The 21,757-nt window shown below is 62.2% G+C and carries 29 protein-coding genes and 1 pseudogene; 18 read left to right on the top strand and 12 right to left on the bottom strand.

Annotation, left to right across the window (positions count from 1 at the left end):
• Nucleotides 1-89 precede the first annotated feature (89 nt).
• Nucleotides 90-1,034 carry a helix-turn-helix domain-containing protein gene (locus ACSQ84_RS06435; protein WP_436210779.1) on the bottom strand — a complete coding sequence of 315 codons (945 nt, stop codon included), beginning with the start codon at nucleotides 1,032-1,034 and terminating at the stop codon, nucleotides 90-92.
• 276 nt (nucleotides 1,035-1,310) lie between these two features.
• Between ACSQ84_RS06435 and ACSQ84_RS06430 the strand changes: the two genes are divergently transcribed.
• From ACSQ84_RS06430 to ACSQ84_RS06415, 4 genes are read left to right on the top strand one after another with little or no spacing between them, the layout of a single operon-like run.
• Nucleotides 1,311-2,429, top strand: a complete 1,119-nt coding sequence (locus ACSQ84_RS06430; RefSeq protein ID WP_436210778.1) for a DUF2336 domain-containing protein — start codon at nucleotides 1,311-1,313, stop codon at nucleotides 2,427-2,429.
• Entirely contained in the window at nucleotides 2,429-2,731 is a 303-nt protein-coding gene (locus tag ACSQ84_RS06425; RefSeq protein ID WP_436210777.1) for a PilZ domain-containing protein, read from the top strand. Before ACSQ84_RS06430 ends, ACSQ84_RS06425 begins: the two co-directional genes overlap by 1 nt.
• Nucleotides 2,732-2,784: 53 nt before the next feature.
• Entirely contained in the window at nucleotides 2,785-2,988 is a 204-nt protein-coding gene (locus ACSQ84_RS06420; protein WP_436210776.1) for a hypothetical protein, read from the top strand.
• Nucleotides 2,989-3,027: 39 nt separating this feature from the next.
• The gene (locus ACSQ84_RS06415) at nucleotides 3,028-4,077 is read left to right on the top strand and encodes an HD-GYP domain-containing protein (protein WP_436210775.1); all 1,050 of its coding nucleotides are present in this window, start codon (nucleotides 3,028-3,030) and stop codon (nucleotides 4,075-4,077) included.
• Nucleotides 4,078-4,186: 109 nt separating this feature from the next.
• On the opposite strand, the gene ACSQ84_RS06410 is transcribed toward ACSQ84_RS06415, so the two are convergent.
• Nucleotides 4,187-4,486 (bottom strand): hypothetical protein, encoded by a 300-nt coding sequence (locus ACSQ84_RS06410; protein WP_436210774.1) that lies wholly within the window; start codon nucleotides 4,484-4,486, stop codon nucleotides 4,187-4,189.
• Between the two features lie 153 nt (nucleotides 4,487-4,639).
• Here ACSQ84_RS06410 and ACSQ84_RS06405 point away from each other — a divergent pair, with 153 nt between their 5' ends.
• Nucleotides 4,640-5,617 carry a glycerophosphodiester phosphodiesterase family protein gene (locus ACSQ84_RS06405; protein ID WP_436210773.1) on the top strand — a complete coding sequence of 326 codons (978 nt, stop codon included), beginning with the start codon at nucleotides 4,640-4,642 and terminating at the stop codon, nucleotides 5,615-5,617.
• A 4-nt stretch (nucleotides 5,618-5,621) separates the two neighbouring features.
• Here ACSQ84_RS06405 and ACSQ84_RS06400 read toward each other — a convergent pair whose 3' ends face one another.
• Complete coding sequence (locus ACSQ84_RS06400) at nucleotides 5,622-7,244, bottom strand: ABC-F family ATP-binding cassette domain-containing protein (RefSeq protein ID WP_436210772.1); 1,623 nt, start codon at nucleotides 7,242-7,244, stop codon at nucleotides 5,622-5,624.
• 303 nt (nucleotides 7,245-7,547) lie between these two features.
• Between ACSQ84_RS06400 and ACSQ84_RS06395 the strand changes: the two genes are divergently transcribed.
• Nucleotides 7,548-7,916, top strand: coding sequence for an avidin/streptavidin family protein (locus tag ACSQ84_RS06395; protein WP_436210771.1), 369 nt, complete (start codon nucleotides 7,548-7,550; stop codon nucleotides 7,914-7,916).
• A gap of 68 nt (nucleotides 7,917-7,984) precedes the next feature.
• Here ACSQ84_RS06395 and ACSQ84_RS06390 read toward each other — a convergent pair whose 3' ends face one another.
• Nucleotides 7,985-8,689: a GrlR family regulatory protein gene (locus ACSQ84_RS06390; protein ID WP_436210770.1), complete on the bottom strand. Its 705-nt coding sequence runs from the start codon at nucleotides 8,687-8,689 to the stop codon at nucleotides 7,985-7,987.
• 169 nt (nucleotides 8,690-8,858) lie between these two features.
• On the opposite strand from ACSQ84_RS06390, the gene ACSQ84_RS06385 reads away from it, so the two are divergent.
• On the top strand, nucleotides 8,859-9,302 hold the full coding sequence (locus ACSQ84_RS06385) for a DMT family transporter (protein ID WP_436210769.1): 444 nt from the start codon (nucleotides 8,859-8,861) through the stop codon (nucleotides 9,300-9,302).
• Nucleotides 9,303-9,409: 107 nt separating this feature from the next.
• A complete protein-coding gene (locus ACSQ84_RS06380) occupies nucleotides 9,410-9,859 on the top strand; it encodes a hypothetical protein (RefSeq protein WP_436210768.1) in 450 nt (149 codons plus the stop codon).
• Between the two features lie 194 nt (nucleotides 9,860-10,053).
• Here ACSQ84_RS06380 and ACSQ84_RS06375 read toward each other — a convergent pair whose 3' ends face one another.
• The 4 genes from ACSQ84_RS06375 to ACSQ84_RS06360 form a co-directional block, all read right to left on the bottom strand.
• Nucleotides 10,054-10,881 carry a tetratricopeptide repeat protein gene (locus ACSQ84_RS06375; RefSeq protein ID WP_436210767.1) on the bottom strand — a complete coding sequence of 276 codons (828 nt, stop codon included), beginning with the start codon at nucleotides 10,879-10,881 and terminating at the stop codon, nucleotides 10,054-10,056.
• A gap of 32 nt (nucleotides 10,882-10,913) precedes the next feature.
• Complete coding sequence (locus tag ACSQ84_RS06370; protein WP_436210766.1) at nucleotides 10,914-11,600, bottom strand: molybdate ABC transporter substrate-binding protein; 687 nt, start codon at nucleotides 11,598-11,600, stop codon at nucleotides 10,914-10,916.
• A gap of 7 nt (nucleotides 11,601-11,607) precedes the next feature.
• Nucleotides 11,608-12,315 (bottom strand): GrlR family regulatory protein, encoded by a 708-nt coding sequence (locus ACSQ84_RS06365; RefSeq protein WP_436210765.1) that lies wholly within the window; start codon nucleotides 12,313-12,315, stop codon nucleotides 11,608-11,610.
• A 193-nt stretch (nucleotides 12,316-12,508) separates the two neighbouring features.
• Nucleotides 12,509-13,546, bottom strand: coding sequence for a glutamine synthetase beta-grasp domain-containing protein (locus ACSQ84_RS06360; protein WP_436210764.1), 1,038 nt, complete (start codon nucleotides 13,544-13,546; stop codon nucleotides 12,509-12,511).
• A gap of 559 nt (nucleotides 13,547-14,105) precedes the next feature.
• Between ACSQ84_RS06360 and ACSQ84_RS06355 the strand changes: the two genes are divergently transcribed.
• Complete coding sequence (locus ACSQ84_RS06355) at nucleotides 14,106-14,303, top strand: DUF2735 domain-containing protein (protein ID WP_436210763.1); 198 nt, start codon at nucleotides 14,106-14,108, stop codon at nucleotides 14,301-14,303.
• 109 nt (nucleotides 14,304-14,412) lie between these two features.
• On the opposite strand, the gene ACSQ84_RS06350 is transcribed toward ACSQ84_RS06355, so the two are convergent.
• Nucleotides 14,413-14,739, bottom strand: coding sequence for an MliC family protein (locus ACSQ84_RS06350; protein ID WP_436210762.1), 327 nt, complete (start codon nucleotides 14,737-14,739; stop codon nucleotides 14,413-14,415).
• Between the two features lie 109 nt (nucleotides 14,740-14,848).
• Between ACSQ84_RS06350 and ACSQ84_RS06345 the strand changes: the two genes are divergently transcribed.
• A complete protein-coding gene (locus ACSQ84_RS06345; protein WP_436210761.1) occupies nucleotides 14,849-15,595 on the top strand; it encodes a tyrosine-protein phosphatase in 747 nt (248 codons plus the stop codon).
• A gap of 97 nt (nucleotides 15,596-15,692) precedes the next feature.
• Here the strand turns inward: ACSQ84_RS06345 and ACSQ84_RS06340 are convergent, their stop codons facing one another.
• Nucleotides 15,693-15,893 (bottom strand): hypothetical protein, encoded by a 201-nt coding sequence (locus ACSQ84_RS06340; protein ID WP_436210760.1) that lies wholly within the window; start codon nucleotides 15,891-15,893, stop codon nucleotides 15,693-15,695.
• A gap of 218 nt (nucleotides 15,894-16,111) precedes the next feature.
• Here ACSQ84_RS06340 and fabG point away from each other — a divergent pair, with 218 nt between their 5' ends.
• From fabG to ACSQ84_RS06325, 3 genes and pseudogenes are all read left to right on the top strand, one after another.
• Complete coding sequence (fabG, locus tag ACSQ84_RS06335; RefSeq protein ID WP_436210759.1) at nucleotides 16,112-16,792, top strand: 3-oxoacyl-ACP reductase FabG; 681 nt, start codon at nucleotides 16,112-16,114, stop codon at nucleotides 16,790-16,792.
• 60 nt (nucleotides 16,793-16,852) lie between these two features.
• Nucleotides 16,853-17,053 carry a hypothetical protein gene (locus ACSQ84_RS06330; RefSeq protein WP_436210758.1) on the top strand — a complete coding sequence of 67 codons (201 nt, stop codon included), beginning with the start codon at nucleotides 16,853-16,855 and terminating at the stop codon, nucleotides 17,051-17,053.
• Nucleotides 17,050-17,299, top strand: a pseudogene (locus ACSQ84_RS06325) (ParE family toxin-like protein). Before ACSQ84_RS06330 ends, ACSQ84_RS06325 begins: the two are co-directional and overlap by 4 nt.
• Before the next feature lie 7 nt (nucleotides 17,300-17,306).
• Here ACSQ84_RS06325 and ACSQ84_RS06320 read toward each other — a convergent pair.
• Nucleotides 17,307-17,918 carry a GrlR family regulatory protein gene (locus tag ACSQ84_RS06320; protein WP_436210757.1) on the bottom strand — a complete coding sequence of 204 codons (612 nt, stop codon included), beginning with the start codon at nucleotides 17,916-17,918 and terminating at the stop codon, nucleotides 17,307-17,309.
• 41 nt (nucleotides 17,919-17,959) lie between these two features.
• Between ACSQ84_RS06320 and ACSQ84_RS06315 the strand changes: the two genes are divergently transcribed.
• The 4 genes from ACSQ84_RS06315 (at nucleotide 17,960) to ACSQ84_RS06300 (ending at nucleotide 19,711) form a co-directional block, all read left to right on the top strand.
• The gene (locus ACSQ84_RS06315; protein ID WP_436210756.1) at nucleotides 17,960-18,160 is read left to right on the top strand and encodes a hypothetical protein; all 201 of its coding nucleotides are present in this window, start codon (nucleotides 17,960-17,962) and stop codon (nucleotides 18,158-18,160) included.
• A 143-nt stretch (nucleotides 18,161-18,303) separates the two neighbouring features.
• Nucleotides 18,304-18,978, top strand: a complete 675-nt coding sequence (locus tag ACSQ84_RS06310; protein WP_436210755.1) for a DUF2161 domain-containing phosphodiesterase — start codon at nucleotides 18,304-18,306, stop codon at nucleotides 18,976-18,978.
• Nucleotides 18,979-19,022: 44 nt separating this feature from the next.
• Nucleotides 19,023-19,322, top strand: a complete 300-nt coding sequence (locus ACSQ84_RS06305; protein WP_436210754.1) for a putative quinol monooxygenase — start codon at nucleotides 19,023-19,025, stop codon at nucleotides 19,320-19,322.
• An 86-nt stretch (nucleotides 19,323-19,408) separates the two neighbouring features.
• Nucleotides 19,409-19,711, top strand: coding sequence for a hypothetical protein (locus ACSQ84_RS06300; RefSeq protein ID WP_436210753.1), 303 nt, complete (start codon nucleotides 19,409-19,411; stop codon nucleotides 19,709-19,711).
• A 92-nt stretch (nucleotides 19,712-19,803) separates the two neighbouring features.
• Here the strand turns inward: ACSQ84_RS06300 and ACSQ84_RS06295 are convergent, their stop codons facing one another.
• On the bottom strand, nucleotides 19,804-20,436 hold the full coding sequence (locus tag ACSQ84_RS06295) for an N-acetyltransferase family protein (protein ID WP_436210752.1): 633 nt from the start codon (nucleotides 20,434-20,436) through the stop codon (nucleotides 19,804-19,806).
• Between the two features lie 232 nt (nucleotides 20,437-20,668).
• Between ACSQ84_RS06295 and ACSQ84_RS06290 the strand changes: the two genes are divergently transcribed.
• Nucleotides 20,669-21,622 carry a helix-turn-helix domain-containing protein gene (locus tag ACSQ84_RS06290; RefSeq protein ID WP_436210751.1) on the top strand — a complete coding sequence of 318 codons (954 nt, stop codon included), beginning with the start codon at nucleotides 20,669-20,671 and terminating at the stop codon, nucleotides 21,620-21,622.
• The last annotated feature ends 135 nt before the right edge of the window (nucleotides 21,623-21,757 follow it).

Genomic DNA, 21,757 nt, shown 5'->3' with positions numbered 1-21,757 from the left:
GCGAAGGCGTCGTCGCGGCGGGCGTACCTGCTGCAAGTGCGCATTTCGGAAAACACCATGCGCTACGATTGCGATAAGCTTACCGTCGCTCAGGCCTGACGCGATCGGGCAACCGTTTCCGACGGCGATTCACCAAACTGCGCACGATAGAGCCTGGAAAAGTCGCCCAGATGCCAAAAACCGAAAGCAAGTGCACATGCCTTGACGCTGTCCGCTCCAGTGCGAAGCCGTTGACGTACCAGCCATAGCCGCCGCAAGCGCAAGTATCGATGCAGGCTCATCCCCCGATAGCGCTGAACGGCATCATGCAGGGTCCGCACGGAAACACCAATCTGCGTGGCGATTTCCCCGCTGTAGATGGGATGTCCGACATCAGTGGACAACACCGCCTGCACATCCCGGAAAACCTTGAATTGCCGGGTGATGTTCGCGCGCGAAGCCCATTTCGCCGTCACGACGTCGGCAAAGGCACTATCGATTGCGGCAAGCAGCGATTCCTTGATCGCCGCCGAAGCCTCCGCAATCTCGGACGCTTCTGCGATCTGCGCCGAACAGGACAGCACCTCAAGTACCAGTGTCCTCAGCCGGCCATGCGCCGCCTCGCTGGTTTCGAAAATCCTGAAACTGGGACCTGACGAAGGCCAGCCCCGGTCGTGCACCTCGGGAGTAAAAACTATCGAGACATACTGCCGCGCGCTTCGCTCGACAGAGCAATAGGCTGCACCTCCGTGCCCAATGACAATGACAGAGCGATCCCGTTCGACGCCGTTGAAGCGTATCGGAACGCCGTCATCCAGTGCAAACCCGACAGCCGTCGAGTTCGATCCAATCTGCGCATCGATGATCCGCGGGAACGACCTTGTGTAATTCACGTCGCAACCGGGTAGATTCAGTATGGTCTGCTCTGCGGATATCTTCCGCGCAAGCGGCGTGAAATCCACGTCGAGATTTCGGACCGAACTCCGAAACGCGTCGATGTCATTAAATCGAAATACCTTTGGCACCAGCGTCGGCGCCGGAGAACCATTGCTCATTGAAATATTCTTGGACGACAATATCCATCCCCGCGCGAAATGCGCGAGGACCACCGAATTTAACCGCGCCTACAATTCGCTCCACAACCGTCACCCGTTCGGGTGAGATAGAAATACGCAACAAACGGAGCCTTGCCGAATTTCGATAGCGTTTTGCGCCGGAGCGGCGATCCCGTAGAAGCAACATACCACTTTAGATAGATCGCGTTAAGAGTTTCGGTGCCAAATCTTGCTTGGGACAGTGTGGTCCCAGGCGGAACAAGAACTGGTGCCGCGATGACCGCTATTGCCGCGACTGAACTCATTGCTGAACTTGATAACGTAGTAGAAGCCTGTTCACCCGAACGCCGCGTCCAGATTTTGCGGCAGGTGGCCGGCCTGTTTCTGTCGGATGCTGACCGCCTCAAGGAGCACCACATAGGTGTTTTCGATGAGGTGCTGGTCCGGCTGATGAAGTGCGTCGATCCACGGGCGCTTGTAAGGTTGAGCATTTCCTTCGCGGATTTGCGACCGGCGCCAAGGGACGCCATCCGCTACCTTGCCCATCACGAGGACGCGGCGATAGCCGCTCCAATCCTGCTCAAATCCGAAGCTCTCTCCGACAGCGACCTCGTTGAAATTGCCCATGACTGCGGCCAGCAGCACCTGCTGGCTATTGCCGGGCGAAAGTTGCCCGGCCCATCACTCACCGACATCCTGCTGGAGCGAGGCGACACGAACGTTTGCCGAGAACTGGCGGGAAACCCGGGCGCTCGATTTTCCAGTTCCGGCTTTACGATGCTGATCGAGGTCGCTGGCCGCGACGACGACACCGCAGACTCGCTGGTGCGCCGTTCCGACACGCCACCCGAAGTGGTGGGCCGTCTGGTGTCGAAGTCAACTCCGGCCGTCCATTCTCGTCTGCTGCGGCGCGTCCCGCCTGAGATGCGGGAAACAATTCTGGCGGCGATCGACAGCTCTGTCGACCAGACCCGCACGCCGAGGGGTGCCCCTGTCGACTATTCCGAAGCACATTCCACCGTTCTTGCATTCAGCAAGGCAGGCAAACTAAACGATTCCAGCGTCAACCGGTTTGCGATACGGCGCGAGCACAGAAATGTCATTGCCGCACTGGCCTTGCTCGCGTCCATCCCCACCGACACCGTCGAATCTCTGATGGAGGACGGCGACTGTTGCGGCCTGGCCATCGCCTGTCGCGCGTCAAGACTGAACTGGCAGACCACCATGGCGATCATCTCCAATCGAAATGACGTCCCGCCGATTCCGGCCTGGGAGCTCGTGCAGGTCAAGGACGTGTTCGATATGCTTTCGCTATCGACGGCGCAGCGAACCATCCGCTTTGGATCCGTGGAGGAATTATTGGTGAGGCCTCACGCACCGGCGGGAGCGGCGTGATGGCGTTCGGAGATCGAAAGGCAGACCGCGTTCGTTTCGAACACAAGCGCCCCGTCAATCTCATGGGTATCGACGGCACCTGGCGGCGAGGCTGCGTTCTTCTCGACGTCTCCGCGACGGGCGCCCGATTGCAAATCGACGGACCGCTGGAAATACTGGGCAGGAAGGAATTCTTCCTGCTGCTGTCATCCACTGGACTGGCCTTCCGGCGATGCGAATTGATCCGGGTCGATGGCGCCGAAGTTGGCGTCCGCTTCGTCACGGAAAGCAAGAAGAAGGGGAAGCCCATAATTCCGCAATGACGAATTCACGATCCCGCGGTGAATTGAAAACCTATTTGGAGCAGAAGAAATAAATGACCGAGGTCCACAAGATTGCCCGGCTTTCCGTCGTCGCAAGCTCGATCGATCCGTTGTGCGGAATAGTCGAAATCGATACGCCCAATACGACGGTGAGGTTCGAACTGAACGAAGACATGGCGCACAGTTTTTGCACGGATCTCGAACGCTTTCTAACCCAGGCACCGCGGCGCGAGCAAGACCGAGCCCGTCGCGGCTGATCAGCCCCAACCCCGAACCGGTCGACGAAGCTCACTCCCATGTCTGTCCATGTCATAGCCGATACGAGCGCAAAGCTTTCTGCCGCATCTTCCCTGCTGAACGCTACGTATCCAGTGACATCGGAGTTGATCGGCGCCGCAACTATCCGGGGCAACGACATCGACGCGGTCGTCATCGCCGCCGATTTGCGGATTGTCGAGAACATCACGGCCCTGAAAGCGATGGCCGGAAAACTCAAGCGCATACCCAGACGCATCTTTCTCATCGATCAAAGGACGCGTCTTGCTGTGGTGCAGGCCTACGCCCTGGGCGCGACGGACGCTCTCGTCAATCCGGTCAACCAAAAGCAATTGTTGGCGAGACTGGGCGATACGGAGGCACCATCAATTGTTCCGGATGAACCTCGATCGCCGGGTCAGGAGGCGGCTTCCGCCGGTGCTGCCAGCATCGCCGCGATGTTTTCAGCCGTCATGAGCGGCTCTGCCATCGACGTGGCGGGAGCCAGGAATGCCGGCAGCAAGATCGCTATAAGTATTGCCGAGGATGGCCTCGCCGAATGGCTGACGACGGTTCGCCGGCATCACGAGGGAACCTATCAGCACTGCCTTCTCGTCACCGGCCTGGCGGCGGATTTTGGGTTAAGCCTTGGCTTGACGAAGATCGACATGGAGCGCCTCTATTCGGCTGCGATGTTTCACGATATCGGCAAGGCTAGGATTCCACTGGCCGTGCTGGACAAACCCGGGCGGCTCGACGACAGCGAGCGAGCGTTGATCGAAACTCACCCCCTCGCCGGATATGAGGTGCTGTGCGGCACCTTGGGCATCTCCCCGGAAATTCTCGACGCGGTCCGGCACCATCATGAATATCTGGACGGCAGCGGTTATCCGGACGGGCTTTGCGCCGACAGCATATCCGATATCGTACGTATCCTGACGATCTCCGACATCTTCGCAGCCCTGATCGAACACCGAACCTACAAGGCGACCATGCCCCGGGAACAGGCTTATGAGATCCTGCAGGGCATGACCGGCAAGCTCGAAAAGGCGCTAGTCGATGCGTTCAGGGACGTTGCCCTGAACAGGTGATCTCGCTGCTCTGGTCTAGGTGTTTAGTCCCGCTTGAATCGGTAGTCGAAGCGATCACCGTCGGCCGTGATCAGGCCGACCGTCGGATTCGGAAAATGGATCGGCAGGATCAGCGTGTCAGTACCGGCGACGGAGGCAAAGAACTTCCGGCGCGAAACCGCCGACTGTTTCGGATCCCAGTGCAGGTATCGACCAGGATGGTGTAGCGCGGCGTGCGGACGACAAAAGTCTGGTAGGTGATGAACATCTTGCCGGATGCCGCGTCGAAGAATTCCGGCTCCATCGTGGGCAAATGCCGCTTGAAGACGGCGTCGTCATAGGCCGGGAAGAAATCCTGCGGCCGCCGCCACGGCCCCTCGCGCTCGATCACCGCGTCGATGGTGGTGTCGCCGATCCTGATCTGCCGCATCGCTTCCCCCGATTTTTGCAGACAGCGTAACGGGCAGACCGTGATGGTTCAAGCCGGCCTGCACGCGCGGCCCCCTGCGTTTGGCTGCGCCTCCCGCCGCCGCAAATCGAACAGAAATACTGCCTAGCAGCACACCTCAAAAGAGGTGGGATTTTGGGCAGGAAGATAAAGTACGTCGCCGCGGCGTTCGCAGTGGTCGCCGCGGGCATCTACGTCAACAACACCAATCTGCTGACGGCGCACCACAAAGGAAAGACGGTCCTCCTCGCCCACCGGGGCGTGGCGCAGCGTTTCGACGAACGCGACCTGAAGAACGACACCTGCACGGCGGCGCGGATGTTGCCGCCGACACATGGCTATCTGGAGAATACCATCCGCTCGATGCGCGCCGCCTTCGAGGCCGGCGCCGATATCGTCGAGATCGACATGCATCCCACCACCGACGGCGAGTTTGCGCTGTTTCACGACTGGACGCTCGATTGCCGCACCGATGGGCGCGGCGTCACCCGCGAACACGCGATGGCCGAGCTGAAACTGCTCGACATCGGTTACGGCTATACGGCCGACAACGGCAGGACCTTTCCGTTCCGCGGCAAAGGCATCGGCCAGATGCCGACCCTGAGGGAGGCGATGACAAGCTTCCCGGACAAGCGGCTGCTCATCAACGTGAAGAGCCGCGATCGGACTGAAGGCGAGAGGTTGGCGGCCGTGCTGAACGCCCTGCCGGCCGAGCGCCGTCGCCTGATCATGGTCTATGGCGGTGACGAGCCGATCGAAGCGGTCCGGCGGCTGGTGCCGAACGTCAGGACGATTTCGCGCGCCACCATCAAGAGCTGCCTTGTCAGCTACATCGGCTACGGCTGGACCGGCATCGTGCCGCAGGCGTGCGCGAACGCGATGGTCCTGGTGCCGATCAATGTCGCGCCTTGGCTGTGGGGCTGGCCGGACCGGTTCCTCAACCGCATGGACGCGGCAAACAGCGCGGTGTTCGTGCTCGGCCCTTACAGGGGCGGCGAATTTTCGTCCGGCGTCGACACGCCGGAACTCTTCCAACAACTGCCCGAAAAATATTCCGGCGGCATCTGGACCAACGAAATCGAAACGATCGCCCCGCTGGCGCGACGGAGATAGCGCATCAACTCCGCAGGCCCGGCGCCTCATGGCCGGTGCGCGCGACGTATTCCGTATAGCCACCGCCAAACTGGTGGATGCCTTCCGGTGTCAATTCCAGCACGCGGTTGGAGAGCGCGGCGAGGAAGTGGCGATCATGCGAGACGAACAGCATGGTGCCCTCGAATTCGGCGAGTGCGTTGATCAACATTTCCTTGGTCGCCAGATCGAGATGGTTGGTCGGTTCGTCCAGCACCAGGAAGTTCGGCGGGTCGAACAGCATCTGCGCCATCACCAGCCGCGCCTTCTCGCCGCCCGACAGCACCCGGCATTTCTTCTCGACATCGTCGCCGGAAAATCCAAAACAGCCGGCCAGCGCGCGCAATGAACCCTGGCCTGCCTGCGGAAAGCAATCCTCCAGCCACTGGAACACGGTGCGTTCGCCGTCGAGCAGATCCATCGCGTGCTGCGCGAAATAGCCCATCTTGACGCTGCCGCCGATTGCGACCGTGCCGTCATCCGGTTCGGTCGAGCCCGCCACCAGCTTGAGCAGCGTCGATTTGCCGGCGCCGTTGATGCCCATCACGCACCAGCGCTCGCGGCGGCGGATCATGAAGTCGAGCCCTTCATAGATGCTGCGGCTGCCATAGCCCTTGTGGACGTTCTTCAGGCTGACGACGTCTTCGCCGGAGCGCGGCGCCGGCAGGAAGTCGAACGCCACGGTCTGGCGCCGCTTCGGCGGCTCGACGCGTTCGATCTTGTCGAGCTTCTTGACCCGGCTCTGCACCTGCGCCGCATGGGAGGCGCGCGCCTTGAAGCGCTCGATGAATTTGATCTCCTTGGCCAGCATCGCCTGCTGGCGCTCGAACTGGGCCTGTTGCTGCTTCTCGTTCAGCGCACGCTGCTGCTCGTAGAATTCGTAATTGCCGGAAAAGGTCGTCAGCGTACCGCCGTCGATCTCGACCACCTTGTTGATGATGCGGTTGATGAACTCACGGTCATGCGAGGTCATCAGCAGCGCGCCCTCATAGCCGCGCAAAAACTGCTCCAGCCAGATCAGGCTTTCCAGATCCAGATGGTTGCTCGGTTCGTCCAGCAGCATCACGTCCGGGCGCATCAGCAGGATGCGCGCCAGCGCCACCCGCATCTTCCAGCCGCCGGAGAGCGCGCCGACGTCGCCCTCCATCATTTCCTGGCTGAATCCGAGACCCGAGAGCGCCTCGCGGGCCCGGCCGTCCAGCGCATAGCCGTCGAGTTCCTCGAAGCGGTGCTGGACCTCGCCATAGCGCGCGATGATGTCTTCCATCTCCTCCGCCTGGTCCGGATCGGCCATCGCGGCTTCGAGCGCCCTGAGTTCGGCCGCCACGACGCTGACCGGACCGGCGCCGTCCATCACCTCGGCGACCGCGCTGCGGCCCGCCATCTCGCCGACATCCTGGCTGAAATAGCCGATGGTGATGCCGCGATCGAGCGAGACCTGGCCCTCATCCGGAGGTTCCTGCCCCGAGATCATCCGGAAAAGCGTGGTCTTGCCGGCCCCGTTTGGACCTACAAGGCCGATTTTCTCGCCTTTTTGAAGCGCCGCGGAAGCTTCGATGAAGAGGATCTGGTGGCCGACTTGCTTGGAGACGTTATCGAGACGGATCATTGGTGCCTGAACATGGAAATTGTTGCGCCGTCTCTATTCCATATGGCGCGCCGGCGAAAGCGGGTTCCTGCGGAACTGGCGCTCGCGGCCCGTATTCGCCCGGCTGCCTCCATTCAAAAGCTGCGATTTCTGCGAAACCGCGATTCCGCCCGATTAGACGCTGGCCCCGCATCGTGGGCATCCACAGCCGAGCACCGCCGAATCGGGCCGTCATACGTCGGCTTTGGACCATTCCCGCATCCCTGAGGCGGAACACCGGCTCGCTTGTCATCGTTAGCCTGCATTGATCACAAGGATGCGCCGATGACATGGAAGGGCAGATGGCGAAATCAATATGGCTCGATCGTCGACATCACTGACGATGCGAATGGCCGAATAGCAGGCACGTTCAAGACGGCGCTGCAGGATAGCGGTTTCTATGGCCAGGAAATTCCCATCGTCGGAATCCACCAGGGAGCTTGCGTCAGTTTCGCCGCCGGCGGCAAAACCGCAGCCGGTGATGCGGCGGTATCGTACACGGGCCTGTTGCGTGATGGAAAAATGGAGACGATGTGGTTCGTCGTCGCCGACAGCGCCATCAGGGCCGTGGCCGAAGGCACGCCCGGAAAAATCGAAAAGCTGAACTGGTGGCGTTCGATCAACAGCAACGCGGATACTTTTGAACGGATATAGGCCGCGCCGGAGCAGATGGATCATGTCGCCCATCTGTGCAGACGATCGGCGCCAAGCCGCGGCCGCGACTAGGCCGCCTGCATCAGCTTCAAGGTGGCGGCCAGGCGCAGGCTGCGCTTTCCGGCGAGCGCGGTGGCTTCCAGTTCAGCGCCCTGCCCGTCGCAGGTGCCGGCAAAGCCGATGCCGACCTCATGGCCGCCAAAGACCGGATTTTCGCCCTTCGCGGGCGTATGCTCCTGGTTGAGGATCTCGCCTTTCCAGCGGCCATCGGCCGAGCTGTAGGAACCGAGATAATAGAAGAACGCGTCGCCGCCGAGAATGCGGCCGTTCATCAGCAGCATGACGCCCGACAGGCCGGCATCGACACCATCGAGGGCGCGGATGTGAATGGAATAGAGTCCGTTCACGATACCATCAGGACCGACTTCCCCGACAGGCGGCAACGCCTCGTCGTCGAGCCGGGTCAGATTGGCCCAGAACAGCGCGCCCGGCCGCGGCGCAGCGCTGCCTTCGAAGCGCAGCACGTTACCCTTTAACCGGCCGATCAGGCTGATCGCGGCGGTGTCGGTATCCATCAGCGGCTTGTAGTGCGGGTCGTCATTATGACGCTGGGTGATGACCTCGCCGAGAATCTCCTCGCCTTTATCCTGGTAGGTCCCCAGATGCGCGAAGGCGGAATTGCCGCCCAAGAGCTTGCCCTCGTGCATGCACATGATGCTGCGGCCGAACGCGTCGTTCACCCCGTATTCAGCCTTGTAAAGCCCGTCCAGCAAAGCGGATATCCAGCATTGTTGATTCATCTGGCGGGGGCATAGCACCGTCGGGGAACTCGAACCAGCGGTCGTTTTGGCGCGGGCTTCGGACGTTCCGTGTCATACTTTCGCGCAATTCTGCGATGTCGGGCGCACCAGATCCGGCACCGAACCGAAATGGGGGAAATGCGTGCAGATTCTTGTGCTCTATGCGCTGGCGCTCGGCGCCGGCATCAGCGTGGTAACGCAACAGGCCTTGAATGGCAGCTTGCGCGATTCGCTGGGATCGCCGGCATGGGCGGGACTGGCCAGCTATGCCGGCGGACTATTGACGATGATCGTCGCCGTGTTTGCGCTCGCCGAGCCGGTACCATCGCTTCGGGTCATGGCGGGTGTGCCGTGGTGGGCCTGGTCCGGCGGCCTGTTCGGCGGCGCCTTCATCCTGCTGGCGATCCTGCTGCTGCCCTCGCTCGGCGCGGCGACATTGTTCGCGCTGGTCATCGCGGGTCAGGTGCTCGCGGCGGTGACGCTCGATCATTTCGGCGTGCTCGGGCTGACGCCGCATCCCATCAACCCTGCGCGGCTGGCGGGTGCGGTGCTGCTGATCGCCGGCGTCGTCCTGATCCGGGAATAGCCGTCCGAAGGACGCCGTCGCTTCTGCTCGCCTATGCTCGGCGTGGGCGCGTTGAACCGGCTGGCCACCGCAGCCGACCAATGGGCAATTCCATTGCGGTGATACCGATGACCGAAGATGAAGAGACCATTGCCCGAACCATCGCCGCGGCCAGCGAGCTGCCGCTAAAGGACGCGGCCTATCTGCTGTGGCGGGAGTGCCCGAAGCTCGACTTGCTCGCGTGGCGCGCGATGCCGCCGAACGTGCGTGACCTGTTCCGGTCGCGGCCGGCGGAGAATTCGATCGAGGTCAGGTTCGAACACGATCATCCCGAAGACGGTCTGACCTTCGACCGCTTGCAACTCACCCATCCCGGAATGGATGAAGCGGAAGTCAAGCAGGCCATCATCGCCGCGGTGAGATTCGACGATGCCTGCTTTGGCTACTTCGACAAGATCAAGGGCGAGTTCGGCGCGCGGTTCAAACGCGCGGTCGAACTGGCGGCACGAGATCACCCCGGATATCTGGAACTGACCTATCAGCGGGCGCGATACTACATCAGCCATTACATGAGGTAGTTCGCCTTCAATTCTCTCGTCATCACCCGCGACCTGTCCGCCGTAGCTCAACGAGCGAAGGCGGAAAGCGCCTGATCCAGTATTCCGAAAAGGCGATGATCAATCGCGAAACGGCGGCGTACCGGATACTCCGCTTTCGCGGAGTATGACGGTCGTTTTGCGTGGCGAGACCTCGTGCGACCACCAGGTGCCGTTCAGAAACACAAATTAGTCACCACGTTGCCGCGCTTGTCCTTGATTGTGTAGGGACATCGCAGCCGCTCCAGCGCCTTCTTGGCGTCCTCGTCGCCGAGTGCGGCGGCACGTTCGTAATAGGTCTTGGCGGCGCCGGAATCCTTGGCGCCGCCGCGGCCTTGCTGCGCGAACGCACCCATGCGCTCCAGCGCACCAGGGTGATTCTGCGCCGCGGCCTTTTCAAACAACGCCCGCGCGGCAACGTCGTCCTTGGCGCCGCCATCGCCCTCCGCCAGCATCATGCCGAGCTGATACTGCGCTTCCGCATTGGTCTCGGCGCCCTTCGACAGCAGTTCGCGCGCCCGCGCCGGATCAGCCGGTCCACCGGCACCGCCGCCAAGGGCCGCGAGATTGCTGATGCCACGCGGATTGCCTGCCTGGGCGGCGCGCTCGAACAGCTTGCGCGCCTGCGCCTCGTCCCGCGCAACGCCGGCACCGGTACCGTAGAGCACGCCGAGTTCGACCATGGCCGAGGTCGAGCCTTTGTCGGCCGCTTTGCGCCAGGCCGCCACCGCCTCAGGCGTTTGCCGGTTGGCGGCATAGGCGCGTCCGAGCTGATACATCGCCCGCCGCGATGTGTTCGCGGCGCTCTTGCAATATTTGATCGCGGTCGCGATATCCGAGGCCGCGATGTCAGGCGTGCCCCTGACCTCGGCCGGCTTGTCGGGATCGGATGGATCGGCGGCGACGCGGTCGCAGAGCACGAGATCGGCCGATTGGGCGTGCGCCAGAACGGGCGACACCAACACCCCAATCGCAACCGCGATCCCGCAAAACAGCTTCCTCATGCCCGGCAGGTTGCGTCGGCCGGCCGGCAAATTCAAGGCTCGAGCCCGCTTTCGCGCAGCACCGGCGCCACCTCGCTTGAAGCCAGAAACCGCAACAGCCGGTCCGATTGAGCAGCCTTGCTGGAGGCCGCCACACGGCCGGCGGAAAACACCGCAGGCGTTTGTAGCTCGCGGGGAATGGGACCGACGATCTCGACGCCCGCGACCTGCTTCAGTTCGCTGATCTGCTGCACGGCCAGATCGGCCTCGCCTGTGACCAGCCGTTCGGCCGTAAAGCCCGACGGGATGATGCACGCCCTCGCATTGATCTCGGATGCAATACCCAGGCGCTCGATCAATTGCGCAAACAGGATGCCGCTGGCGCCGATCCGCGAAAAGGCCACCGAACGCGCGGCAAGCAGCGCCGCACGCAGCGCCGGCTCGGTTGCGATGTCGGGATGGGCAAGGCCCGCTTTCACCGCAAGGCCGACATAGGACCGCGCGAGGTCGACGCAGCCATCCGCCACCACGCGCCCCTCGCGTGCCATCTCGTCCAGCCCCTCGCGGGTCAGAATGACGACGTCAGCGCCCTCGCCGCCGCGCAGCCGATCCAGCAGCGCCAATGTCGGCGCGAAATCGGCCTCGACGCGCGCGCCGCCGGCTGCCTCATAACGCCCGGCCAGGCTGTGCACGGCGCCCCTCAAGGCGAGCGTCGAGAGCACACGTAGGGTTTCCGCCATTGGCGCCTTACGCCCGGTGCATCAGCTTGAGCACGGCCGTCAACCGGAGGCTACGCTTGCCCGCCAGCGCGGTGGCCTCCAGCAAGGCCCCTTGCCCGTCGCAGGTGCCGGCAAAGCCGATTCCGACCTCGTGGCCGCCGAACACCGGGTTCTCGCCCCGCGCCGGAGTGTGCTCCTGATTGAGAATCTGGCCCTTCCAGCGGCCGTTCGCCGAGGTGTAGCTGCCGATATAATAGAACGATGCGTCGCCGCCGAGGATGCGGCCGTCATTGAGCAGCATCACACCGGTCAGGCCGCCTTCGACGCCGTCGAGCATGCGGACGTGAATGGAATAGAGCCCGTTGACGATGCCGCCCTCGCCGACGCGTCCGGCGGTCGGGATTGCCTCGTCCTCGATCGGCGTCATGACCGAGTTGAATTTCGCACCCGGCAATTCCTTGAGGCCGCCTTCAAACCGGTAAAGCTTGCCGTCCGGTTTGCCCCGCGCCAGCAGGGTCGCGTCGTCGGTGCCGGCCATCGCGCGGTAATTCGGGTCGGGGTTGTGGCGAACGGTCTTGATCTCGATGGCAAGCTCGCCGTCGGCTTCTTCCTGATAGGTGCCGATATGCGCAAAGGCGGAATTGCCGCCGAGCATCTTGCCGGCGCGGGCATACATCACGCTGCGGCCGACCGCGTCGTTGAGCTGAAATCGGATCTTGTAGAAACCCTCAAGCAATGGCCGCGTCCCCGGCAAGCCCACCCGTTATCTAGCGCGGTTCACAACACAGGGGAACGGGCTTGAAGCGGGGAAAGGGCTCAAATCGAAGCATTTGAGTAACGTCATCGCAACGCAATGATCCGCCAAAGCGGTGACGCTTTGGCGGATCAGGGTAGCAATCGGGCGCCTCCGCCCGGCTTTGCGGTGTGGCTTATGCCGCGGCCGACTTGGCAGCGGTCGGAACTTCGGCGATCGTCTTCAAAATCTGCGAAGCGATCGCGTAGGGGTCGCCTTGCGAGTTCGGGCGGCGGTCTTCGAGATAGCCCTTGTAGTCGTTCTTCATGAACGAGTGCGGCACGCGGATCGAGGCACCGCGATCAGCCACGCCATAGCTGAACTTGTTCCAGGGAGCGGTCTCGTGCTTCCCGGTCAGACGCTTGTCGTTGTCTGGCCCGTAGACGGCAATGTGGTCCATGAGATTCTTCTCAAAGGCCGCCATCAGCGCCTCGAAATAGGCCTTGCCGCCGGTCTCGCGCATATAGGCCGTCGAGAAGTTGGCGTGCATGCCCGAGCCGTTCCAGTCGGTGTCGCCGAGCGGCTTGCAGTGATACTCGATGTCGATGCCGTAGGTTTCGGTCAGTCGCTGCAACAGGTAGCGAGCCATCCACATTTCGTCGGCGGCTTTTTTGGAGCCCTTGCCGAAGATCTGGAATTCCCACTGGCCCTTTGCCACTTCGGCGTTGATGCCTTCGTGGTTGATGCCGGCAGCGAGGCAGAGCTCGAGATGCTTCTCGACGATCTCGCGCGCGACCGAACCGACGTTGCTGTAGCCGACGCCGGTGTAGTACGGGCCCTGCGGCGCAGGATAACCCGCCGTCGGGAAGCCGAGCGGGCGGCCGTCCTTGTACATGAAGTATTCCTGCTCGAAGCCGAACCACGCACCTTCGTCGTCGAGAATGGTGGCGCGCCTGTTGGTCGCGTGCGGGGTGACGCCATCCGGCATCATGACTTCGCACATCACCAGAACGCCATTGGTGCGCGCGCCGTCCGGATAAACTGCGACCGGCTTGAGCACGCAATCCGAGCTCCTGCCTTCAGCCTGCATGGTCGACGAGCCATCGAAACCCCACAGCGGCAGCTGGTCGAGCGTCGGGAACGATGCGAATTCCTTGATCTGTGTCTTGCCGCGCAGGTTCGGTGTCGGCGTATACCCGTCGAGCCAAATATACTCGAGCTTGTACTTGGTCATTGAGCCTCTCTTGAGTTTAATGCTGCTAAGCGCGGAAACCCTGGACTTTGGAGGTTAGAAGCCCCCGAGTCCCCGCACACGTGTACCCGGCCCACGTCAGGCCGTGTCTTACCAAGCAATTAAAGTGCCAATCGCTGCAGTGCGGTACCGGACGACGCTCGGAGACATCCACCTGGTGCGTGCATTTTTTGTTGCGGCATAGGCGCGCGCCTGACCTGCGCTCCAGGCAGCCAACCCGCGCCTTTGTTCCCGAATGGCGCCTGATTTTCCGGCAGTTTTGGCTGGCAACCGCCGCTCCGATTAAAGCCGCGGCAGCCGTCAGGGGCGTTCACCTGGAAGTTCGGCCGCTTTCGGCAACCTTCCTGCCGGCTCAAGCGTTAGTCATCTGCCCATTGCCTCACACGAAGCAAAACAGCGATTGCCTACAAAATACACATTCCGTGCACTTTTTTGAGCAACTTGCGTTCCCACAAGGCGCGAACGATATCGCGGTTTCGGTAACGACAAGAGAACGAGTCGGGCGCACCATGGTGGTTCGCTCGATCTAGGAGAGACTGAAATGGTCAACACAGGTGTGAATGAGGGGTCCGCCAAGATCTATCAATTCCCAGCCGGGGGCCGGTCGGCCCTGGCGGGACGTCGCTATGGCGAGACCAAGTCCGACTTTGCCGCCCCGGCGGTCGATATCGCTGACTGCAGCGGCAGCTGGTACCACGCAGCGGCCATCGAGGAAACCAAGCCTGGGCGCGATCACTGATGCCAGATCAACGTTCGGCAAGTCCGCGTCCAGGAGTTCAGGCGCGGTCGGTGAAGTAGAAAAGGGTCGGAACGAAATCGTTTCGGCCCTTTTTCATGCAACCTTGTTCTTACGTCAGTTCGCATGCCGTTACCGGCCGTTTGGCGTGCTTGAGCGTGGTGAGCCCGGCCTTGGTGATTTTCAGCGTAATCCCGCGGCCCGAGTAGCGCGATCCCGACAAGGCCAGCCCCTTTTTCAGCGTCACCGCTTTGCCATCGAGCTGCAGATGGGCGCGTGAATCGTAGCGGAAAAACCCGGCAATGAATTGCGTTCCGTCGGCGCAACGATAGTTTTTGAAAGTCGATTGCGCCAAGGCGGCCGACGAGCCGATCGTTCCCAGCAACATCGTTCCCAGAAACAACGCCGCCGCGAAACCAGCGATCTTGCGATTATTCATATTCTCCTCCTGACGGCCCGAGTATAGACCAGAAGGCAAGACGCGACACACCCGGGCCCATCCCGCACAAGAATTGCCATCTCCAGGAATTCCATAAGGCAGCAGCCCGATGTCAGATTCCCCTGCCCGTCATTTCAATCTCGCCGGCGCCAGCAATTTCCGCGATCTCGGCGGTTATCTGACCCGGGACGGCCGTACGGTTCGCTGGCGCCAGATGTTCCGGTCCAACCATCTCGGCCATCTCACCGACGATGACGCTGCGGTCTTGCGCGCGCTCGGCGTCAAGAGTGCGTTTGATTTTCGAGGCACAACGGAGCGCGCCGAGGCGCTTTGCGGCCTGGCCGACATCACCGTGCATTCGCTGCCGGTCGAGCCAACAGTGGTCGCCGCACTTCGCGCCATCGCCGCCGGCGGCACTCCGCTGACGACCGACCACGCCGTCGAGGTGATGCGCGACTCCTACCGCAGCTACGTGCAGCAGAACACGCCGCGCTTTCGCGCGCTGTTTGCGCATCTGCTGGAAGACCGCGCGCCGCTGGTGATCCACTGCACCGCCGGCAAGGATCGCACCGGCTTCGCCTGCGCGCTGATCCTGCATACGCTCGGCGTCCCCGACGAGGTGATTGCGGAAGACTATCTGTTGACCAACCAATTCTACCGCCGGGATCCCAACGCCGGCAGCGACCTGCCCGACGACGTCAAGCAGGTGCTGGGCTCGGTGCAGCCCGCATTCCTCGGTGCGGCATTCGAAGCCATCGATGCCGATTATGGCAGTCTCGAAGCTTATCTCCGCGACGGCATCGGTCTTGGCACAAGGGAGCGCGCGGCGCTCGCGGCGCTCTATTTGCAACCCTGATCCAATCGAATTGATCCGATCGAGTGGCACCCGCCGCATCGAAACGATCCGCGCGGCTGGCTTGCCGTGCTTCGGCGCGGGTTTGCCCTGCGATCGCTCAGGCTGCGGCTTCCATTTCCATTTCAGCATCGAGATCGGCGATGACGTCCTCGAATGCCTGGATCGCCTGCTGAATCGCCGCGATCTGCATCAGCTCCCAGTCCTTGATCGGACCGTTGCGATTTTGCAGTGCGACGACCAAGTCCCGTCGCTGCTCCTTAAGCTGAACAAGCGGTAAACCGTGATCGGGTAGTCCCATCGTGATGCCCCTGCCTGGGTTGGACTCCCCTTGTAGCGATCGAGCTCTGAAATCGACTTACGCAACTTGCGCAAATTTTATGGATCACCCCCTCATCCGTAGTCTTACGTAGTCCGCATCACTTCTTCGGCCTCTTTGGATGTGAAATTCGCCGCAATGCTCCATGAAAAACCCCTGACGATAGTCGTTGCTCTCTTCAGTGCCTGCGGAGGTCCATTATGATCGGAAAAGTCATCGTCGTGACCGGCGCCCTCGGTGCGCTCGGCAGCATCGTCGTTGACCAGGCGCTGGCGGCGGGCGCCAGGGTCGCGAGCGTGGACCACGCGCCGACCCAGGTGCCGGCGACGTCAAACCAGCTCGAGTTCGGCGGTGTCGACCTGACCGATGCGGCGGCGGCGAAAAAGGCGATCGACGCGGCGGCATCGCACTTCGGCAGGCTCGACGCGCTGATCAACATCGCCGGCGGATTTGCGTTCGAGACGGTCGCCGACGGCGATCCCAAGACCTGGCAGCGCATGTATTCCCTCAACGTCACGACGGCACTCAACGCCTCGCGCGCGGCAATCCCGCATCTGACCGCGTCCGGTGCCGGACGGATCGTCAATGTCGGCGCGCTGGGCGCGTTGCAGGCGGGCGCCGGCATGGGCGCCTACGCCGCGTCGAAGGCCGGCGTGCACCGCCTGACCGAAGCGCTCGCCGCCGAATACAAGGGCAGGATCACGGTGAACGCAGTGCTGCCGTCGATCATCGACACCGCAGCCAACCGCGCCAGCATGCCGAAAGCCGATTTCACCAAATGGGTGAGGCCAACGGAATTGGCCGACGTCATCCTGTTCCTCGCCAGCGACGCCGCCTCCGCCGTAACCGGCGCGCTGCTGCCGGTGAGCGGGCGGGTTTAAGTCAGACCGTCGGGTTTTCCGTACCTTTTCGCTGTGCCTTTCGGATGCTATATTATCTGCATGACAACCGCCGAGGACATCGAAAAAGCCGTCGAGCGACTTCCCCCAGGGGAGTTGGCGCGGTTTCGCACGTGGTTCGAGGCGTTCGACGCCGACCGGTTCGACGCCGCGATCGAACGCGACGCACGTGGTGGCAAGCTCGATGCGTTTGCCGAGGAGGCCATTGAGGCCTATCGTGCAGGCAAATCTCGCGACTTGTGAAACACTCTGCATCGCCAAAATTCTGGACCGCCTACCAAACATTGCCGTCCACTATTCAGAAATTGGCCGACGCCAACTTTGCATTGCTAAAGCGCGACCCACGCCACCCTTCCCTCCAGTTCAAGAAGGTCGGTCGGTATTGGTCAGTTCGTGTCGGACTGCGATATCGTGCCTTGGCCGTTGAAACTGATGATGATGTGGTTCTGGGTCGGCTCGCATGCCGACTACGATCGGCTGATCAGTTGATGGCCACCTAGGCAAGCCTGCGCAGCATTGCCTTGAAGCGGATGCTGCGCTTGCCGGCCAGTGCGGTGGCTTCGCCGTCCGCGCCGTCTTGATCGTAGGTGCCGGAAAAGCCGATGCCGACCTCACGGTCGCCGAACAGCGGCCGTTGGCCCATCGTCGGCGTATGCGTGTGGTTGATCAATTCACCCTTCCACCGGCCCTGCGCGCTGCTGTAGGCGCCGACATAGTCGAAATGAGCGTCGCCGCCGCGAATGGTGCCGTCATGCAGCACCATCAGGCCGGTATTGCCGGAGTCGATGCCATCGAGCATGCGGATGTTGAGCGAATAGAGCCCGTCGCGGATGCCGTCCGGCGCGTTCGTTCCCGCCGGTGGCGCCGCCTCCTCGCTGATGGCGGCGATGTCAGCCGTGAATGGCGCGCCCGCGAGCGGCGCGGTGCCGCCCTCGAAGTGATATCGCTCACCCGCGCGCCTTCCCCGCAGCCTGATGTTATCGGCGCCTGATATGGGCTTGAAACCGAGACTGTCATTGCGCTGGAGCGTCGTGATCTCGACCGCGATATCGGAACCGGACTCAAGATAGCGGCCAGCGAAGGCAAAGGCGGCATTGCCGCCGAACAAACGCCGTCACGCGCCACCATCACGCCGCGGCCGGAGCCGCCGTGCGCGGTGTAAATCTCGACCTTGTAAAGTCCATTCAACATGACCACTCCGGCTGCAGCCGGTCCTTTTTTGTTTTTCTGAATGGAGACGGCGATGAGGTCGCCGGCAGGTTCAGTCCGGATCAACAGCCGCAGCTTCCACTTGAACCGAATGCCGCGATTGCCGCCCTGGACGCTGTCGAGCATTCCACGGTGATGTGATTAAGGCCGTTCCTGTGTATTGACTGGATCGCGCCCATTCGTCTGTTCCCTCACGGAGGATAGCCAGTTGCGCGCGATTTGGCCAAATCCGGGCTAAACTGGTGACACTGAGTCGCGGCCGCTGTCGTCGCCGGAGCCCGTCGTTGGAAACCGCGCTTTATCTGCCTGTCAAACGCTTCCTGGAAAAGCTCGGCTTCACGGTCAAGGGCGAGATCGGCGGCTGCGATCTGGTAGCGCTCAGCGGCGATGACCCGCCGGTCGTGGTGATCGGGGAACTCAAGCTCACGTTCAATCTCGAGCTCATCCTGCAGGCGGTCGATCGCGCCGGCGCCTGCGACGAGGTGTGGCTCGCGGCCAAATTGTCCGCGCGCGGCAAGGGCCGCGAAAGCGACGCCCGCTACCGTAACCTGTGCCGCCGACTCGGTTTCGGCATGCTCGCGGTCACCAGCACGGGCGACGTCGAGGTGATCGTCAAGCCGGCCACCACGGCTCCCCGCCGCAATCCCAAGAAGCGCTCGCGGCTGATCACTGAGCATCAGCGGCGCAAGGGCGATCCGGCGATGGGCGGCAGCACGCGCGCGCCGATCATGACCGCCTATCGCCAGCAGGCGCTGGCCTGCGCCGCAGCGCTGTCGGGCGGCCCGCGGCGCGTCAAGGATCTGCGGATCGGGATGCCGGACGCCGGCAAGATTTTGCTGCACAATGTCTATGGCTGGTTCGATCGCGCCGAGCGCGGCATCTACGTGCTGACCGACGCCGGACATGCCGCGCTGAAGCGCTGGCCGCAACAACCGCTGAATCTGACCGCCGCCGAATAATCCCGGCGCAAGCCCGAGCAACGACACCGCAAGCGGAGATCGAAATGATCGTGGTTACCGGCAGTGTGACGGCGCGACAGGATAGCTTTGACGAAGTCCGCCGGCTGAGCCTCGAGCACGTCCATCGTTCACGCACCGAGCCCGGATGCATTTCGCACGCCGTGCATGTCGATGGCGAAAACCCGCTGCGGCTGGTGTTCTTCGAGCAATGGGCCGACCGCGCCGCGCTGCTTAACCATTTCGCGGTCCCCGCCTCGCGCGATTTCGTCAAATCCCTGCAATCGCTGGCCGCGGCCGCCACCACGATCGAACTGTACGAGGCTACCAGGCTGGAGAAATTGTAGATGCATGGCTGTATTGCCACGCGAAATTCATATTGCAATGCAACATAAGGGCACTTAGGTATCTCGTCATCATTTGCGAGGCCCCGATGAGCGAAGACTGGAACACGAAATACGGCACCCGGCGCGTCCGGCGCGATCCGCCGACGCTGGAGGAAGCGATCTTCGCCGCCGTCGGCATCACCGACGATCAGCAACAGCAGGCGGAAATCGCCGCAGCCCTGATGGGGCTGCCGTTCGAAGAAGTGCTGGCTGAGGTGAAGAAGACTGGCCGCACCCTGGCGCGATCCGCCACCCGCGTCATCACGGGTGAACAAGGCGCCCAGCGCTCGGTCGTGGTGGAACGCCGCGTGATCAGGCGCTTCGGTGCCGACAAGCGTACCGGTACCTGAAGTCCACCTGACGATTTAAAAGTCAAAGGCCTCCGGCAATTCGCGCGGATCACTTGGATCTCGCGAATTGCCGCTAACAAGGCGCCTTTCGGTCAGGCCGTCCGGCCCCAACCGTACATTCTCAGCATCATGGCCCAATAAGCGCGATTGTAGTTCGCGATCGCGCGTGCCGCGTCGATCGGCGTTGCCATGGCAGGCTGCGCCCGCTCCGGCTGGTTGTGCTTGGCCAGATCGATGCTGCCGGTTGATTCGCCGTAGCGGAACGTCAGGTGCGCGCCGAACTTGTTGGCGAGCGCCCGCATCGCTTCGTTCTGTGCGCCGGTGGTGATCCGCAGGCTCTTGTATCCCTTGGCCCGCGCTTCCGCGATCAGCGTCCTGAACAGGATGCTGCCGACGCCCTTGCGCCGGACCGAACTCTCCACGCTGAAGGCGATCTCCGGCAATGCGTCAGGCGATTGCTCCGGCGGATGCAGTTCGGCGGCGCCGCGCACCACGCCATCCTCGAAATAGGCAATGATGACCGTGCCGTCGTTGGCGCATTTTTCGGCGTAACGCTCGATGAAGCTGTCGTCCATGAAGCCGTGAAAGCGATCATGGCGGCTGGTGCGGTCGAGCCGCAACAGGTGATCGCGCAGCAGCGGCAATTCCTCTTGCTGGCTGAGAATCCGAACGGTGCCTGTGATGGTGCCCTTGGCGCGTGTCGGAGCGGTAGTCTGGTAGTCCATAGTCATAACTCCTCGTGGTGGCCCTCGAGGAGGCGTCGAATCCCTAGACCATCTATATTGTGCATCGCAATATGAAGTTCAAGCCCTTCAAATGCCTAATAAAAAGCCATTCTCAGCTTAACTAATCCGTAACCATATCCGCGCCGGTCGTGGCGCCCGGCAAGCAATTTGCAGGCACTGGATTTGGGCCGGGCTTTGGCTCACACTTATCCCGGTTCCCGGAGATCCCATCGTGGCTGTCGTGCTCGACACGCGTTCTTCCGTTCCGGATCGACGTCTTGCGGTCTGGCAGGACATCGTCTGCGACACCTTTGTCGGTCTTGATTGCCACTCCGACATGCGGGAGGGGTTTTGGGGTGCGGTTTCGCAATCCGCAGTCGGACCCGCTGCGTTTACCCGCGTCGATTCCTGCGCCCAGCGCGTGTTCCGCACGCCGTCGCGGATCGCGCGCGCCAGCGAGGATTATGTGCTGGTGGCGCTGGGCAACCACGGCGTCAACGGCGTCTATCAGGACGGCCGCGAGGCGGTGGTCGCCGCCGGCGAGTTCGTCATTTACGACACCACCCGCCCCTATGAGCTGCGCTTCGACGACAGCTTTTCGCAGACGATCCTGCAGATGCCGCGAAAACTCCTGCAGCAGCGCATCGGGGCCTTCGATGCGCTGACCGCGACCACCTTCTCCAGCGATCGCCCGCTCGAACGACTGGCCTATGAGTTCCTGCTCGGCATGAGCAAGACCGTCGACCGCGTCGATGCCGCCACCGCAAGCCGCCTGCTGGATCAGGGGCTGGACCTGATCGCCATGGCGTTCGCCGACCGGATGCAGGCGCGTTCGTCAGACCAGTCGTTTCACCGGTCCGCGCTGCTCTATCGCCTCAAGAACTACATCCTGACGCACCTGCGCGATCCTGAACTGTCGATGTCGCGCGCCGCCACGGCGACCGGAATCTCGCCGCGCTATGCCAGCGATCTGATGGCCGACGAGCAGCACTCGTTCCGCAGCTATGTCCAGATGCAGCGCCTCGAGCGATGCAAGCGCGACCTGTCGGACCCCGCGCAAGCGGCCCGGCACATCAGCGACATCGCATTCGCATGGGGCTTTAACGACCTCGCCCATTTCAGCCGCATCTTCAAGCAGCGGTTCGGCACCCCGCCGCGCGAATGGCGCGAGCACCCGACGCAATAGACTTCTTCCGATCAGTCTGCCGTCCCACGGCCCTCACGACGCTCCGGCTGCAGCGACGCGCCCGGGCTCGCCGCCCTGGGCTGGCCATTTGCAAGTTAAGACAAGTTTTCGTTCTGCCACGGACAAGCGCCGCGG

This window comes from Bradyrhizobium sp. LjRoot220 (assembly GCF_964252915.1).
In the GTDB taxonomy this organism is placed as follows: Bacteria; Pseudomonadota; Alphaproteobacteria; order Rhizobiales; family Xanthobacteraceae; genus Bradyrhizobium.
Note: the sequence above shows the minus strand (reverse complement) of the source record. Positions and strands in the feature narration are given on the sequence as shown.

What these genes read in the sequence shown, in the direction of transcription:
- ACSQ84_RS06375 (WP_436210767.1), bottom strand. Translation starts at nt 10,881, where the DNA reads ATGAGGAAGCTGTTTTGCGGGATCGCGGTTGCGATTGGGGTGTTGGTG.
- ACSQ84_RS06345 (WP_436210761.1), top strand. Translation starts at nt 14,849, where the DNA reads ATGTCAGATTCCCCTGCCCGTCATTTCAATCTCGCCGGCGCCAGCAAT.
- ACSQ84_RS06305 (WP_436210754.1), top strand. Translation starts at nt 19,023, where the DNA reads ATGATCGTGGTTACCGGCAGTGTGACGGCGCGACAGGATAGCTTTGAC.
- ACSQ84_RS06295 (WP_436210752.1), bottom strand. Translation starts at nt 20,436, where the DNA reads ATGGACTACCAGACTACCGCTCCGACACGCGCCAAGGGCACCATCACA.
- ACSQ84_RS06360 (WP_436210764.1), bottom strand. Translation starts at nt 13,546, where the DNA reads ATGACCAAGTACAAGCTCGAGTATATTTGGCTCGACGGGTATACGCCG.
- ACSQ84_RS06415 (WP_436210775.1), top strand. Translation starts at nt 3,028, where the DNA reads ATGTCTGTCCATGTCATAGCCGATACGAGCGCAAAGCTTTCTGCCGCA.
- ACSQ84_RS06430 (WP_436210778.1), top strand. Translation starts at nt 1,311, where the DNA reads ATGACCGCTATTGCCGCGACTGAACTCATTGCTGAACTTGATAACGTA.
- fabG (WP_436210759.1), top strand. Translation starts at nt 16,112, where the DNA reads ATGATCGGAAAAGTCATCGTCGTGACCGGCGCCCTCGGTGCGCTCGGC.
- ACSQ84_RS06410 (WP_436210774.1), bottom strand. Translation starts at nt 4,486, where the DNA reads ATGCGGCAGATCAGGATCGGCGACACCACCATCGACGCGGTGATCGAG.
- ACSQ84_RS06300 (WP_436210753.1), top strand. Translation starts at nt 19,409, where the DNA reads ATGAGCGAAGACTGGAACACGAAATACGGCACCCGGCGCGTCCGGCGC.
- ACSQ84_RS06340 (WP_436210760.1), bottom strand. Translation starts at nt 15,893, where the DNA reads ATGGGACTACCCGATCACGGTTTACCGCTTGTTCAGCTTAAGGAGCAG.
- ACSQ84_RS06420 (WP_436210776.1), top strand. Translation starts at nt 2,785, where the DNA reads ATGACCGAGGTCCACAAGATTGCCCGGCTTTCCGTCGTCGCAAGCTCG.
- ACSQ84_RS06435 (WP_436210779.1), bottom strand. Translation starts at nt 1,034, where the DNA reads ATGAGCAATGGTTCTCCGGCGCCGACGCTGGTGCCAAAGGTATTTCGA.
- ACSQ84_RS06350 (WP_436210762.1), bottom strand. Translation starts at nt 14,739, where the DNA reads ATGAATAATCGCAAGATCGCTGGTTTCGCGGCGGCGTTGTTTCTGGGA.
- ACSQ84_RS06425 (WP_436210777.1), top strand. Translation starts at nt 2,429, where the DNA reads ATGGCGTTCGGAGATCGAAAGGCAGACCGCGTTCGTTTCGAACACAAG.
- ACSQ84_RS06370 (WP_436210766.1), bottom strand. Translation starts at nt 11,600, where the DNA reads ATGGCGGAAACCCTACGTGTGCTCTCGACGCTCGCCTTGAGGGGCGCC.
- ACSQ84_RS06400 (WP_436210772.1), bottom strand. Translation starts at nt 7,244, where the DNA reads ATGATCCGTCTCGATAACGTCTCCAAGCAAGTCGGCCACCAGATCCTC.
- ACSQ84_RS06395 (WP_436210771.1), top strand. Translation starts at nt 7,548, where the DNA reads ATGACATGGAAGGGCAGATGGCGAAATCAATATGGCTCGATCGTCGAC.
- ACSQ84_RS06330 (WP_436210758.1), top strand. Translation starts at nt 16,853, where the DNA reads ATGACAACCGCCGAGGACATCGAAAAAGCCGTCGAGCGACTTCCCCCA.
- ACSQ84_RS06380 (WP_436210768.1), top strand. Translation starts at nt 9,410, where the DNA reads ATGACCGAAGATGAAGAGACCATTGCCCGAACCATCGCCGCGGCCAGC.
- ACSQ84_RS06355 (WP_436210763.1), top strand. Translation starts at nt 14,106, where the DNA reads ATGGTCAACACAGGTGTGAATGAGGGGTCCGCCAAGATCTATCAATTC.